Raw genomic sequence first — 12,774 nt, forward strand, 5'->3', positions numbered from 1 at the left:
GCTGCCCGTACTCGCGGATCGGTCGCTGTATCCGTCACGGCCCGGTTCTCGAAGGCTGCCGCCATGGGGCCCCTGGCTCCGGCAGTGGTGCACGGTGCCGAGGGGTGTGGTGGCGTCAGTGCCGGACGCCGGTCCGAGCGGCTTGTTCGACTCGGGCGATGAGTCGGCTGTTGTGGGCGGCGTGCTGAAATCCCGGGGTGTGGTGGGTGCCGTTCGTGATGTCGCGGGCCAGGCTGGCGTAGACCTCGCCGACGTTGATGGAAGCGCCCGTCCAGATGTCTGCGGCGGTGGGTCCCGTGCCGGTGGCGACGAGGCTGTCGGGGGCGGTGAAGTCGACGCTCGACGAGAGGGTGAGGTCGCCGACCTGAACGCCTGCGGGATGGTCGCCGGTCAGCTTCAGCCAGCCCTCCGATCCGCGTACTTCCAGGCTGAAGTGGGCGTCGGGGGCGGGTACGCCCGCCAGGATCTGCACTCCGACCGGCGCCCCCGAGGCGGTCTTGGCGATGGCGTCGAGGTGATCCGGGACCTCGCGGACGGAAATCGCGCCGGTGTCCACCAACTTCACCTGTGGCCAGAGGAGTTCGGTGCGGGCGTCGATTTCGGTGATGTCGCCGAGAACGGCTTCGACCACATCCAGAACGTGGCCCGCGGCGATGGTGAGGAAGCCGGCTCCGGACGCTGCCTTGTCGAAGTATTCGTACGCGCTCACCGACTCCGGGCCGTTGCCGAAGGTCGTCGCGGCGACTCGCGCCGAGAGCAGCCGCCCGAGCCGTCCCTGAGCGATGATCTCCGCCGCGCGGCGTACCGAAGGGTTGAGCCGGCCCTGCAGGCCGATCGCGGTGTGCAGTGAGCCGGCCGCGTCAGCCATTTCTTCCGTCTGCGCGACGGTCGCGCCCAGCGGCGACTCCGAATACACGGCCTTGTTCGCCGCGAGGGCCGCCAGGACGAGCTCGCGGTGAGCCGGGACCTTCACCGCGACGGTGACGAGGTCGATCGAAGGGTCACCGATGAGCTCGTAGGGGTCCGCGAACCAACGCTCGGCGCCGAACGCCGCGGCAGCGCTGCGCGCGCTCTCCTCGTGCCGCGTCGCCACACCGGCCAGGTGGAAGTCGGGCTGTGCCGCCAGCGCGGGTATGTGCGATGCCCCCGCCCAGCTCGCCTTCGTGTCCGCGCCGATGATGCCAACACGAATGAGATTGCTTGACATGATGTGGTGTTCCATTTCTTTCACTGCAGCAAGATTTGGTTTGATTCGCCCGGTTCGCCGCTTGATGCCTGGGCTCGAAGTGCTCACTCGGCGGATGGCGTGGGGCGAATCGGCGAATTCGTGCTTTTGTCACTGGTCGATGGCGGCCATGTCGGGCTCGGCATGGCGTTCGCCGGACGCCGGTGTCAGGTTGTCCAGGCGGGTGATCTGGCCTGGGGTGAGTCGGATGCCGTCGGCGGCGCTGTTCTCCTTGAGGCGGTCGATACGTTTCGTCCCCGGAATGGGCGCGATGCCGTCTCCTTGCGCGAGCAGCCAGGCCAGAGCGACCTGCGCGGGCGTGGCCTCGACTTCGTCGGCGACCTCGCGTACTTGGTCGACGATGCGTAGGTTGCGCGTGAGATTGTCGCCGGTGAACCGGGGATTGGAGCGACGCCAGTCGGCGGCGTCCAGGCCGTCCAGGGTGCGGATGTCACCGGCGAGAAAGCCGTGTCCCAGCGGTGAATAGGGAACCAGTCCGATGCCGAGCTCACGCAGCGTGGGCAGCACTTCGGCCTCGGGGTCTCGTGTCCACAGCGAGTACTCGCTCTGGACAGCGGCCACGGGATGGACCGCATGGGCCCGGCGGATGGTCGCCGCTGCCGCCTCCGACAGTCCAATGTGGAGGACCTTGCCCGCCTCCACCAGCTTGCTCAGCGCCCCCACCGTCTCCTCGATGGGAGTGCCGGGGTCGACCCGGTGCTGGCAGTAGAGGTCGATGTGGTCGGTTCCGAGCCGCCGCAGTGAGCCGTCGACAGCCGTGCGAATGTTGGCGGGGGTGCTGTCCGGGCCCGTCCGGCCGGTGTGGGAGACGAGGCCGAACTTGGTGGCGAGAACAACTTCGTCCCGGCGGCCCTTGATCGCGCGACCCACCAGTTCCTCGTTGACGTAGGGCCCGTACACCTCGGCGGTGTCCAGATGGGTGACACCGAGGTCGACGGCGCGATAGATGGTGCGGATCGACTCGGCTTCGTCCCGACCGGCGCCGGTGCAGTACGCCGACATCCCCATGACACCCAGGCCGATGCGCGAGACATCGAGCCTGCCGAGCGACGTGGACTGCATCTGTTGTCCTTTCCTGAATCTGTCTGCCGGCCCCGCGTTTCCGTGTGGGGCGGGCCTCAGCGCCACAGAAGGGTGCGTAACGGCGTCGATGGCACATTGCGCCGCTATCGGTTACGCGCCCGGTCGGCAGCGCCGAGAACTTGACGCGTCAAGTTCTACCGTTTGGAACTTGACGCGTCAATAAGTGCGTCTAGGATGTCCTCATGGCGAGCACGGCAGATGACACGAACGGCCAGCACCGCCGGCGTGCACGGAACGGGTCGACATCCGAGGCGACGGCGGTTGCCGAAGAAAGCTCCGGCTTGAGGAAGTCCACTGGTCCGATTGCCGAGACGCGATGGCTGAACGGCGACGAGCTGGCGGCGTGGCTGGCCAACTCCGCGATCATGATCAGCCTGCCGGCTGCGCTGGATGCGCGAATGCAGCGCGAGGCTCAGCTGACCTTCTTCGAGTACATGGTGCTCTCGGTCCTGTCCGAGCAGCCGGCTCGCACCATGCAGATGAGCGCCCTGGCCGCGCGAACGGCGGCGTCACTGTCGAGGCTGTCCCATGTCGTCGGTCGGCTTGAGAAGCGCGAACTGCTCGCACGGAACCGGATCCCTGGTTCCGGAAGGCGCACCACTGCGACGCTGACCGAGGCCGGTTACGAGGTAGTCGTGGCAGCGGCGCCGGGACACGTCGCCGCAGTCCGCGAGTACCTGATCGATGATCTCGAGCCCCAAGAGCTGGCGGCACTGCGCCGCATCGGTGCCGCAGTGGACGCAGCCATCAAGCGAGAGCATCCCGACGCGGGCTCTGCGGCTTCGCCTCCGCCCGAAGCACCGACGATCCACAGCGGACCGAGGCGTACCGCGGACTGATGGAGGAGCAGCGCCACGCGGTCCGCCAGCACGTCCGCGGCGCGGTCCTCGGCGTTCTAGGGCCTGTAGGGGTCGTGATCATTCGGTTGGTGGAACACTCGTGTGGCGAGGCGTGAACTGAGCAATGACGAATGGGCGTTGGTGGAGCCGCTGCTCCCGACAGGCGCCTACGGCCCGTATCCGCACCGCCTGCGGGATCACTTCGAGGGCGTGATCTGGAGGTTTCGCTCCGGGGCCCAGTGGCGGGAGGTCCCGGAGGAGTTCGGGAACTGGTCCACGGGCTACGACCGGTTCCGCCAGTGGCGCGACGCGGGCGTCTTCCAGGCCCTGATGGAGGCGGTGATCGCTGAGGCCGCACGGCGGGACCAGGTGGACCTTTCCCTGGTCAGCGTGGACTCCACCACAACGAGAGCGCATCACGACGCGGCCGGCATGAGGGTGGACACCAAGACGCTGTCAGCGCTGGAGAAGGCACCGGCGGAGGAAAGGGGGGCCGCGGCAAGGAACAAAAGGATCAAGGTGCCGCAGAACCTGGCGATGCGGCCGAAGCCGCCCCCGGGACGAGCGCCGACGCCTGTACCGACGACGCCGGGCACGGCTGAAAGCAGCCGCCCTGGGCCGCTCACGCGGCGGGCTGACCAGCAAGGTCCACGTGGCAGCCGACCGCCGCTGCCGCCCACTGGCCTTCACCCTCACCCCGGGACAGGCCGCCGACAGCCCCCAGTTCGTCCCGGTCCTGGCCAAGGTCCGGGTCCGCGGCCGGCCCGGCCGCCCCCGCACCCGCCCCGACGCGGTGGCTGGCGACAAGGCGTACTCCTCCCGCGCCAACCGCGCCCACCTGCGTGAACGCGGCATCAAGGCCGTCATCCCGGAGAAAAAGGACCAGGCGGCCAACCGGAAGAAGAAGGGGACGGCGGGGCAGACGGCCGGTCACTCACGATGCGGACCTGTACAAGGACCGCAACACCGTCGAACGCCTGATCAACAAGCTCAAAGCGTGGCGCGGGATCGCCGCCCGGTACGACAAGACGCCGGACAGCTACCTCGCCGCCCTCCACCTCCGCGGCACCGTCATCTGGCTTCACAGTCTCCAACCGACACCTTGATCGCGACTCCCCACAGGCCCTAGACGAGTAAGTCCGAAGTCCCGCCCCGCATCACGTCCATCAACGTCCCCGCCACCGCGCTCATCCGGTGCTTGCGGAGATCCAGGACAGGTGTCGGGCACGAAAGGCCCTGGGATGCCGGCAGGTTCATCAGGGCCCAGATCACGTCCGGGCGTCCCCGCACGGGGAGTTCCTGGCCGTCGGGGGCGATGACCTTGGCCGTGGTGGTGCCGGCGAGGAGATTGGTGCGCGCCCAGTCGATGACGTACGACCTGCCGTTCGGGCTGGCGTAGAGGATGACGTCCCTCGTGCGGTGCAGGACCGCGAGGTAGTTCATCGGCACCGTCAGCCGTCGGGCGGCGTCGAACGGGGGGGCCGTCCGCAAGATGGATGCGCAACACCGTGTCGAGGACCGGCCCGTGGTCCTGGAAGGTGTACGTGGGGGTCATGTGCAGGAACCGGGCCCGCACCAGAACGCCACCGCGGCGCGACCACCGTCGGCCGACGGAGCCGAACGCCGCCGCTTCACCCGGGAGGCTGTCCACGATCCACCGGGACTCCTCGCCCGGCTCGGTCACCGGCGCCCGGTCCTCGGGAAAAGCCCGGTGCCGTACGGCCACGGCGGTGTAACGCGCCGCCGTGGCCGCGTCCAGGCGCCGGAGGTCGATCGTGTCGCCGACCATCTCGATGCCTCCGGCGTCCTGTGAGATCCGCATCTGCCGCAGCAGGCGACCGGGGTGTCGGGTCACCTCGGTCAGCCGGCCTTCGAGGTCGATGATCCGGCTGGTTCGCGTGCCCGCCAGCAGGGCGCCGCGTGGCCACAGGGGCGTGACCTTTCCGGGCGTTTGCGAAGCAGCCTGATCAGCGGCGTGAACTCGTTGGGGGGTGTAGGTGCCCGGGTAGTACGTGTAGGTCGCCTCGCCCTCGGGGTTGTACCGCACGAGCGACGCCTCCAGAACGTCCGCCCGCGCCAGCCGTGCCCGCGGATGGCCCTGCGGGGACCGCGGCGCCCACAACACGAATGACTCGTCGCCGTAAGGGACGTCCGTGTGCTTCTGCCGGTCCCCGCGGGTGATCCGGGGAAACCCCCTCCGCGCGGATTTGCGTGCCATGAAAGGGATGGGGACCGAGCAGGCCAGTCCGGCGACGAGCGGAATCCAGGCCCAGTCCTCCCCCTGACTCCAGGCGATGCATCCGGCCAGGGGCTTCCTCTTGAACAGGCAGTCGCGCTGCGAGGAGAATCAGTTGGTCCTGGCCAGGCGTTCAGACTCCATGCTCGCCCCGTACCTGGCACAGGCCAACTCCGCACGCCAAGAAGGTAGACACGAGATCATGGGTGCACTGAACGAACAGTCCGCCGTCCGTTCCCTCAAGCTGGGCGACGCCCGTCTCACCTACGTCGTCGATGGAGCAATGGGCATAGTGCCGGAGGGTTTCTTCCCGGCGGTGCCCGAAGAGTACTGGCAGGAGCATCCGGAGATGCTCGACGAGCGCGGCTTTCTCGCCATGTCGGCGGGAGGGCTGCTCGTGGAGCGCGGCGGACGCCGCCTGCTCATCGACGCGGGTCTCGGACCGGTGTCCGGGCCGATCGGGGTCTCCGAGGAGCCTTTCGGGCAGACGAACTCCGGCGCGCTCCCGGAAACTCTTGACGCGCTGGGCATCGCCCCTCAGGACATCGACACCGTCGCCTTCACCCACCTGCATGTCGACCACACCGGTTGGGCCTTCGCACCGCAGAAGTTCTTCCCCACGGCCCGCTACCTGGTCTCCGCCGAAGAGTGGGCTCCGCACGGCCGCGGCGAGACGGTTCCCGGCGCACCGGCTCAGGAGACCATCGAGCCGATGAAGGACGCGCACACCCCGATCTCACATGGCGACGAGATCTTCGATGGCGTGCACGCCCTGGTGACACCGGGACATTCTCCCGGGCACACCTCGTACGTGATCACTGCCGGCAACGAGCGCGTGGTGGTCTTCGGCGATGTCTTCCATATCCCGGCGCAGATCTCGCATCCGCACTGGGGGTCGCGCCCCGACTCCGACGGCGCCGCGGTCATGACGGCGCGCACACGCATCGCCGGGGAACTCGCGCGGCCAGGAACGATCGGTTTCGCCTTCCACTTCGGTGACCAGGCTTTCGGGCGCCTGAGGGGAACGGAGTGGGAGCCCGTTGAAACGGAAGCAATCCTGCCCACCCCCAGAGCACTTGGCTGACCAGCACGCCGCCGGGCCCCAGAAGGGCTACGGCGGAGAAAGGGCCGCGACGGAGAAGGGGCCCGGCCCGTACCGCGCGAACCGCGTACCGCACCGGCCGGTGTGCGTCGACACCGCCCGGCCCGGCCCACCGCTCAGCCGATCAGAGCGTGGTTGATCCGGCGGGTGGTCTGCGCGGCGACGCGGGGGTTGACGGCGGCCGGCGTACGAGGTGTAGGCGTTCAGGCCGGTGACCAGGGCCCAGCCACGGCCCCGGGCCCAGGTGGCGTCGTCGACGTCGAGCGCGGCGCGGAAGGCGGCCCGGCTCCCGGCCGACATCAGGGTGAAGGCGGTGGTCAGGTCACGGGCCGGGTCACCGATGCCGAGTCCGCCGAAGTCGATGACCGCGCTGAGGTGGCCGTCGACGGTCAGCAGGTTGCCGGTGTGGAAGTCGCCGTGAGACCAGACCGGAGGACGATCCCATCCGGGGGCGTTCAGTGCCGCGTCCCACAGCTCGGTCAGGGCCGCGATGTCGAGCACGCCGCCGAGCTCCGCGAGAGCGGCCCGTGTCGCGTGATCCCGGTCGGCCAGCGGCTGAGCGGTGAGGTTCTCGGCGGCTTCGCCGGCCGGGAAGTCCTCGGGCGTGAATGCCTGAAGGGCGGTGAGAAACTGGGCCAGTTGGACGGCAGCCCGGGACGAGCCGGCCAGTGCGTCATCGATCGCCGGACGTGTGTCCGCGGTCCTCTCGATTGCCAGGCGCAACTCCTGCGGTCGGCCCGCTCCGTACGGCGGATGCTCAGGGTCATCACAGTGCACCGCGGACTGCTGTGTCGACCGGATTCCCCGACCGACAGCCTGCCGCCCGCGTCTGCGCCGCCGAGGCGTCCGGGCTCTCATCCCTCCGCCTGGCGCCCAGATCGCACACCGCCCGCCGCGTGGCCGGAACACGTCTTAGGACCTGTCCGGCGGATCTTCGAGGGTCCGCCGGACACGCTCTAGCCGCCCGCTGTCACGGCCTTCAGCTCATCCAGCGAATCCCGCATCACGTGCGCCATGTCGCGTTCCTCGGCCGCCACGATCCAGCGCTCGAAGCCGACCTTGAAGACGGCGACCCCCGCCTCGGCGGTCAGGCTTGCCGCCGGCTCCGCGACGCCGCGTCGGCGCAGGGTGTCGGCGAGCGCGGCCGACATGGAGGCGAGCTTGATCAGCTCGCGTTCCTGGAGTTCCGCGTTCGCCATGATCACAGCCTGCCGCTTCCGCGCGTACTCACGGCGGTCGGCGAAGATCCCGGAGACGGCGTCAAGGCCCACCGCCAGCGCGTCGATCGGCGCCGCGGACTCCGGCGCGCCGGCGACCGCCCGTACGAACAGCTCTTGCAGGTCGCCGGAGCCGGCGAACAGCACCTCGCGCTTGTCGGCGTAGTGCCGGAAGAAGGTCCGCTCCGTCAGCCCGGCCCGTTTGGCGATCTCCGCCACGGTGGTCTGCTCGTACCCGCGCTCGCTGTAGAGCTCCAACGCCGCTTTCGCCAAGCGCCCCCGCGCGTCCGGCTCCCATCTACCCATGCGCAGATCCTACGCGATGGCAGTGACTGACATCAGGTGCTAGCCTCGATGACAGCAACTGACATCAACAGTCTGGGGTACCTCCCATGCGCATCTTCGTGACCGGCGCGTCCGGCTGGATCGGCTCCGCCGTCGTTCCCGAGCTCATCGACGCGGGGCACCGGGTCGTCGGGCTGGCCCGCTCCGACGAATCCGCCGCCGCGCTCACCGCGGCCGGGGCGGAGGTCGTCCGCGGCACCGTCGACGACCTCGACGTCCTGCGGGACGCGGCTACCGCGTCGGACGGAGTGATCCACCTCGCCTTCAAGCACGACATCGCGTTCACCGGCGACTTCCAGGGCGCCGCCGAGGCCGATCGCCGCGCCGCCGACACCCTCGGCGACGCGCTCGCCGGCACCGACCGCCCCTTCGTCCTCGCCTCCGGCGTGGCCGGCCTCGCTCCCGGGCGTGTGGCGACCGAGCGGGACATGCCCGTGATCGACGGCTCGCCGTTCTCGATCCGCGCGGCCACCGCGCAGGCGGTGCTCGCACTCGCCTCGCGCGGCGTGCGCTCCTCCGTGGTGCGGCTGTCTCCGACCTGCCACGGCGAAGGAGACCAGGGCTTCATGGCGACCTTGGTCGCCATCGCCCGCGCCAAGGGCGTCTCCGGCTACCTCGGCGACGGCGCCAACCGCTGGCCGGCCGTCCACCGCCTCGACGCGGCACGGCTGTTCCGCCTGGCCGTCGAGGAGGCCCCCGCCGGATCGGTGCTGCACGGCGTCGCGGAGGAGGGTGTCACGATCCGCGACATCGCCGAGGTGATCGGCCGTCACCTCGACGTGCCGGTGACCTCCGTGGCACCCGAGGCCGCGACCGAGCACTTCGCCTGGCTGGGCGGCTTCCTCGGCCTTGACGCCCCGGCGTCGAACACCCTGACCCGGGAACTGCTGGACTGGGAGCAGACCCACCCCGGTCTCCTCGAAGACCTCGACAAGGGCCATTACTTCCAGGCCGCCACCACCGCCTGACCAACAGCACGTCCGATGCCCAGGACGGTAGTGGGGACATTACTGAGCCAGTCGGTGCTCGCGGTGCCCAAAACCCCTGCGCACGAGGGCCGTTGGGCCGCCGTCACTCGCGCTTCATGTGCCAGCGAATCCATCCGGCCTGCCCGCCGTCGACAAGCAGATCGGTGCCGGTGATGTAGAGCGACCGCGGGCCGGCGAGGAACGCCACGGCGTCGGCGATCTCCCCCGGTGTTCCCATCCGGCCCGCGCCGCACTCCCCCAGCATCCTGAGCATGTGCCCGTGGGAGTCCGCATCGGCCTCGGCCTTCGACATCGCGGTGGAAATGACACCGGGGCTGACCGTGTTCACCCGGGCACCGCGCTGGTTCCAGACGAGCGCCGCGGCCTGCACCCGCACCTGGTTCGCACGCTTGGCCACGATGTACGCGCTCGTCGCGTCGTCGCCCACGGCGTTGATCGCCGTCAGCCCGAGCAGTTCCTCGGGGGGAGCCGTCGCGAGGGCGGCCTCGTCCTCCCGGCTCAACGACGCGTAGTGGCCGGCCATGCTGGACACGCAGACCAGCGAGGTGCCGCGGACCGCGACCTTCTCGAACGCGTCGATCACGTACACCGTGCCGAGCAGGTCGACCTCGAAGATCTTCCGTGCGGACGCGGTCGCGGCGGCCACGCCCGCGGTGTGCACCACGGCTGTCAGCCGGCCCTCGCCGGAAGCGACTTCCGCGAGCCTCTCGACCGAAGCGCGGTCGGACACGTCGGTCAGCACGCCGCGGACCGCGTATCCCTCGGCGCCCAAAGCGTCGACGGCCCGGTCGAGTTGGCCGGGCGAGGCGTCGGCGAGGATGAGTGTCCGTCCGCTGCCCAGCCGGCGCGCGATCGCCGACCCCATGCCGCCCGCCCCCGTGACCACCACCACGTCACGGCCGTCGTATGTACGGTCCCGCATGAACAACCTCCTTTGTTGACGGGTGGGCGGTGTCAGGCAACCTCGTTGACAGCGGCGCCCGTTGTTTCCGCCGGTACGGCCTCCCGCCAGGCGGCGCCGGCCGCGACGGTCTGACGCCACGGACGGATCGCCTTGGGCGGCATCCCGACCGCGAGGACCCCGGTCACCCGGTCGCCGGTGCGGTAGACGGCCAGGAAGCGGCGTCCGGCGAGGTCTCCGTCCACCACGGCGACCTCGTCGTGCCCCCGGAGGTAGCCGTACGCCTGGATCTTCATGTCGTACTGGTCCGACCAGAAGTACGGCACCGGCGCGAACGGTTTGCGCGCCTCGGGGTGGAGCAGATTCCGGGCGGCGGCCATGCCCTGCTCGGCGGCGTTCGTGCGGTGCTCGATCCGCATCGACACCCCGAACAGCGGGTTGTGCCAGCGGGCCACATCCCCCGCCCCGTACACCCCCTGGCCTGCCTCGCAGTACTCGTCGCACACCAGCCCGTCCCGCACCGTCAGGCCGCTGTCCGCCAGCCAGTCGGTGTTCGGCGACGACCCGACGGCCGCCAGGATGTCATCGGCCTCAACGAGTTCGCCGTCGTCCAGCAGCACCCCGTCCTCGGTGACCGCGCGGACCGACACCCCGGTCCGCAGATCCACCCCGTGCTCCCGGTGGGCACGTGACAACACCTGTCCGACCTCATGGCCGACCGCCTGGGCGAGCGGCACCGGTGCGGGTTCGATCAGCGTCACCCGGGCGCCCAGCTCCCGGGCCACCGCCGCCGCCTCCGCCCCCAGAAACCCGGCACCGACCACGACCAGGTGCCGTCCCGGCCCCAACAAGTCCCGCAGCGCCAACGCGTCGTCCAGGGTGCGCAGTACGTGGGCGCCCGCGCCGGGCAGGCGCCGGGGGCGCACTCCGGTGGCGACGATCAGCCCGTCGTACGCCACCTGGGATCCGTCCCCCAGACGCACCGTACGGTCCGTGGTGTCCAGTCCGGTTGCCGCCACTCCCAACCGCAGATCCAGGCCGAGGCTGTCGAGAACCTCGTACGGGCGCAAGGGCAACCGCTTCGCGCCCCACTCGCCGGACAGGATCTGCTTGGACAGCGGGGGCCGGTCGTAGGGGGCGTGCGGCTCGTCACCGACCAGGGTGAGTGTGCCGTCGTAGCCTTCTCGGCGCAGGGTCTCGGCTGCCGCGAGCCCGGCGGCCGAGGCGCCCACGACCACGATCCGCTTCACCCCTCCACCAGCCGGATCGCGACCGCCGGGCAGATGGCCGCTGCCTCCCGCACGCCGTCGTGCAGCGCGGCGGCGGGGTGCTCGTCCAGCAGGATCGCGACGCCGTCGTCGTCACGCTGGTCGAAGACCTCGGGGGCGGCCATCACACACTGCCCCGACGCCACACACTTCGGCTCGTCCAGTTCCACGCGCATTGTCGTCACCTCGGTTCTTCCTCGGGGGTTACCAGGCCACGGGCATGCTGTGCACGCCGTACGTGGTCCCGGTGTGGTCGAATTCCAGCTCCTCGATCCCGGCGGCCAGCCGCAGGGTGGGGACGCGGCGGTACAGCGTGCCGTAGACGACCTGGAGTTCCAGACGGGCCAGGTTCTGTCCCAGGCACTGGTGCGGCCCGTAGCCGAAAGCCTGGTGCGTACGCGCCGGCCTGCGCACATCCAGCCGGTCGGCCTCCGGGAACGCCTCCGGGTCCCAGTTCGCCGCGTGCAGATCGAAGATGACTCCCTCCCCCGCCCGGATCACGACGCCGCCGATCTCGATGTCCTCCTTGACGACGCGGCGCACTCCCGTCTGCACGATGGACAGGTAGCGCAGCACCTCGTCCACCGCGTTCGCGATCACCTTCGGGTCCTCGGCCTCCCGCACCACCGCCAGTTGGTCGGGGTGGAGCAGCAGCGCCAGCGTGCCGAGACTGATCATCGTGGCCGTCGTCTCGTGACCCGCGATCAGCATGGCCACGCCCATGTGCACGGCCTCGGTCCGGGACATCTCGCCGGCTTTGACCCGCCCGCCCATCTCCGACAGCACGTCCTCGCGGGGGTCCGTCATCTTCTCCCCGAGCAGCTTGTCCAGGTACGCGGCCAGCGCACCGCTGACTTCCCGGGCCTTCTCGGGCGGCGCCGTGCTGTCCAGCACCAGACTGCTGCTGCTCTGGAAGAAGTCATGGTCCTCGTAGGGGACCCCGAGCAGCTCCGCTATCACCAGCGACGGCACGGGCAGGGCGAGCGCCGTGAGAAGGTCCACCGGGTTCGGCCCGGCCAGCATGGTGTCGATGAGATCGTCGACGATCTTCTGGATCGCCGGCCGCATCTTCTCGATGCGCTTGACCAGGAAAGGTCCGTTGACCGTCCGCCGCAACCGCGTGTGCTCCGGCGCGTCGGTGTTCGTGATCAGCCGCGGCGTCACCGGGGCGATTTCCGCCCGGTGCGCGTTCACATAGGGGAAACCGGGGTCGAGGTCGTCGTCGCTCACACGAGGGTCGGTCAGCAGGGTCCGCTGGTCGGCGTGGCGCGTGACCAGCCAGGGCGTGCTGCCGTTCCAGATACGCACCTTCGTGATGGGCGTGGCCGCCCGCAATTCCCGCACGGCCGGAGCCGGGGCCAGCGGGCATTCCGCCGCTCGCTCCAGCGGATACTCCGGCAACGGCTCGGCCGCGCCGCTCACGGGGCAGGAAGGAGTGTCGGACATGGCTGTCTCCTTGGTGATGTGGGGGCTCCCGGCCGGAGTGGCAGCGGAGATCCGGAGAAACATGTGGTCGAAGTGGAGCGTCTGCCGGTGTCGCCCTGGAGC

13 protein-coding genes and 2 pseudogenes are annotated in these 12,774 nt (G+C 69.8%); 6 read left to right on the forward strand and 9 right to left on the reverse strand.

What is annotated here, in order from left to right; translation table 11 throughout:
• Positions 1-115: 115 nt before the first annotated feature.
• Positions 116-1,294 (reverse strand): Gfo/Idh/MocA family protein, encoded by a 1,179-nt coding sequence (locus ACFRKB_RS21475; protein ID WP_383107827.1) that lies wholly within the window; start codon positions 1,292-1,294, stop codon positions 116-118.
• A gap of 42 nt (positions 1,295-1,336) precedes the next feature.
• Positions 1,337-2,308: an aldo/keto reductase gene (locus tag ACFRKB_RS21480; protein WP_383107828.1), complete on the reverse strand. Its 972-nt coding sequence runs from the start codon at positions 2,306-2,308 to the stop codon at positions 1,337-1,339.
• A 203-nt stretch (positions 2,309-2,511) separates the two neighbouring features.
• Here ACFRKB_RS21480 and ACFRKB_RS21485 point away from each other — a divergent pair, with 203 nt between their 5' ends.
• The 3 genes and pseudogenes from ACFRKB_RS21485 (at position 2,512) to ACFRKB_RS21495 (ending at position 4,297) form a co-directional block, all read left to right on the forward strand.
• On the forward strand, positions 2,512-3,168 hold the full coding sequence (locus ACFRKB_RS21485) for a MarR family winged helix-turn-helix transcriptional regulator (protein ID WP_383107829.1): 657 nt from the start codon (positions 2,512-2,514) through the stop codon (positions 3,166-3,168).
• Between the two features lie 141 nt (positions 3,169-3,309).
• A pseudogene (locus tag ACFRKB_RS21490) lies at positions 3,310-3,441 on the forward strand (transposase); the annotation flags it as partial.
• A 379-nt stretch (positions 3,442-3,820) separates the two neighbouring features.
• Positions 3,821-4,297 carry a transposase gene (locus ACFRKB_RS21495; RefSeq protein WP_383107831.1) on the forward strand — a complete coding sequence of 159 codons (477 nt, stop codon included), beginning with the start codon at positions 3,821-3,823 and terminating at the stop codon, positions 4,295-4,297.
• On the opposite strand, the gene ACFRKB_RS21500 is transcribed toward ACFRKB_RS21495, so the two are convergent.
• Entirely contained in the window at positions 4,294-4,659 is a 366-nt protein-coding gene (locus ACFRKB_RS21500) for a hypothetical protein (RefSeq protein ID WP_383107832.1), read from the reverse strand. The two genes, ACFRKB_RS21495 and ACFRKB_RS21500, sit on opposite strands and share 4 nt — an antisense overlap.
• A 64-nt stretch (positions 4,660-4,723) precedes the next feature.
• Here ACFRKB_RS21500 and ACFRKB_RS21505 point away from each other — a divergent pair, with 64 nt between their 5' ends.
• Both ACFRKB_RS21505 and ACFRKB_RS21510 read left to right on the forward strand, forming a co-directional pair.
• Positions 4,724-4,981: a hypothetical protein gene (locus ACFRKB_RS21505; protein ID WP_383107833.1), complete on the forward strand. Its 258-nt coding sequence runs from the start codon at positions 4,724-4,726 to the stop codon at positions 4,979-4,981.
• A gap of 565 nt (positions 4,982-5,546) precedes the next feature.
• Entirely contained in the window at positions 5,547-6,488 is a 942-nt protein-coding gene (locus ACFRKB_RS21510; protein ID WP_383107834.1) for an MBL fold metallo-hydrolase, read from the forward strand.
• A gap of 134 nt (positions 6,489-6,622) precedes the next feature.
• Here ACFRKB_RS21510 and ACFRKB_RS21515 read toward each other — a convergent pair.
• Positions 6,623-7,184: pseudogene (locus ACFRKB_RS21515) on the reverse strand (phosphotransferase); the annotation flags it as partial.
• Between the two features lie 278 nt (positions 7,185-7,462).
• Positions 7,463-8,029 carry a TetR/AcrR family transcriptional regulator gene (locus ACFRKB_RS21520; RefSeq protein WP_383107835.1) on the reverse strand — a complete coding sequence of 189 codons (567 nt, stop codon included), beginning with the start codon at positions 8,027-8,029 and terminating at the stop codon, positions 7,463-7,465.
• Positions 8,030-8,115: 86 nt separating this feature from the next.
• On the opposite strand from ACFRKB_RS21520, the gene ACFRKB_RS21525 reads away from it, so the two are divergent.
• Positions 8,116-9,036, forward strand: coding sequence for an SDR family oxidoreductase (locus ACFRKB_RS21525; RefSeq protein WP_383107836.1), 921 nt, complete (start codon positions 8,116-8,118; stop codon positions 9,034-9,036).
• Positions 9,037-9,139: 103 nt separating this feature from the next.
• On the opposite strand, the gene ACFRKB_RS21530 is transcribed toward ACFRKB_RS21525, so the two are convergent.
• From ACFRKB_RS21530 to ACFRKB_RS21545, 4 genes are read right to left on the reverse strand one after another with little or no spacing between them, the layout of a single operon-like run.
• Entirely contained in the window at positions 9,140-9,979 is an 840-nt protein-coding gene (locus tag ACFRKB_RS21530; RefSeq protein WP_383107837.1) for an SDR family oxidoreductase, read from the reverse strand.
• 32 nt (positions 9,980-10,011) lie between these two features.
• Positions 10,012-11,208: an NAD(P)/FAD-dependent oxidoreductase gene (locus tag ACFRKB_RS21535; RefSeq protein ID WP_383107839.1), complete on the reverse strand. Its 1,197-nt coding sequence runs from the start codon at positions 11,206-11,208 to the stop codon at positions 10,012-10,014.
• The gene (locus ACFRKB_RS21540) at positions 11,205-11,402 is read right to left on the reverse strand and encodes a ferredoxin (RefSeq protein WP_383107905.1); all 198 of its coding nucleotides are present in this window, start codon (positions 11,400-11,402) and stop codon (positions 11,205-11,207) included. Before ACFRKB_RS21540 ends, ACFRKB_RS21535 begins: the two co-directional genes overlap by 4 nt.
• A 28-nt stretch (positions 11,403-11,430) precedes the next feature.
• The gene (locus ACFRKB_RS21545; RefSeq protein WP_383107840.1) at positions 11,431-12,672 is read right to left on the reverse strand and encodes a cytochrome P450; all 1,242 of its coding nucleotides are present in this window, start codon (positions 12,670-12,672) and stop codon (positions 11,431-11,433) included.
• Positions 12,673-12,774: the final 102 nt, after the last annotated feature.

Source organism: Streptomyces scopuliridis (assembly GCF_042790125.1).
Taxonomy (GTDB): Bacteria; Actinomycetota; Actinomycetes; order Streptomycetales; family Streptomycetaceae; genus Streptomyces; species Streptomyces scopuliridis_A.

Bases quoted from the DNA above. Each gene is read 5' to 3' on its own strand.
- ACFRKB_RS21480 (WP_383107828.1), bottom strand. From the start codon at position 2,308: ATGCAGTCCACGTCGCTCGGCAGGCTCGATGTCTCGCGCATCGGCCTG.
- ACFRKB_RS21485 (WP_383107829.1), top strand. From the start codon at position 2,512: ATGGCGAGCACGGCAGATGACACGAACGGCCAGCACCGCCGGCGTGCA.
- ACFRKB_RS21510 (WP_383107834.1), top strand. From the start codon at position 5,547: ATGCTCGCCCCGTACCTGGCACAGGCCAACTCCGCACGCCAAGAAGGT.
- ACFRKB_RS21520 (WP_383107835.1), bottom strand. From the start codon at position 8,029: ATGGGTAGATGGGAGCCGGACGCGCGGGGGCGCTTGGCGAAAGCGGCG.
- ACFRKB_RS21525 (WP_383107836.1), top strand. From the start codon at position 8,116: ATGCGCATCTTCGTGACCGGCGCGTCCGGCTGGATCGGCTCCGCCGTC.
- ACFRKB_RS21530 (WP_383107837.1), bottom strand. From the start codon at position 9,979: ATGCGGGACCGTACATACGACGGCCGTGACGTGGTGGTGGTCACGGGG.
- ACFRKB_RS21540 (WP_383107905.1), bottom strand. From the start codon at position 11,402: ATGCGCGTGGAACTGGACGAGCCGAAGTGTGTGGCGTCGGGGCAGTGT.
- ACFRKB_RS21545 (WP_383107840.1), bottom strand. From the start codon at position 12,672: ATGTCCGACACTCCTTCCTGCCCCGTGAGCGGCGCGGCCGAGCCGTTG.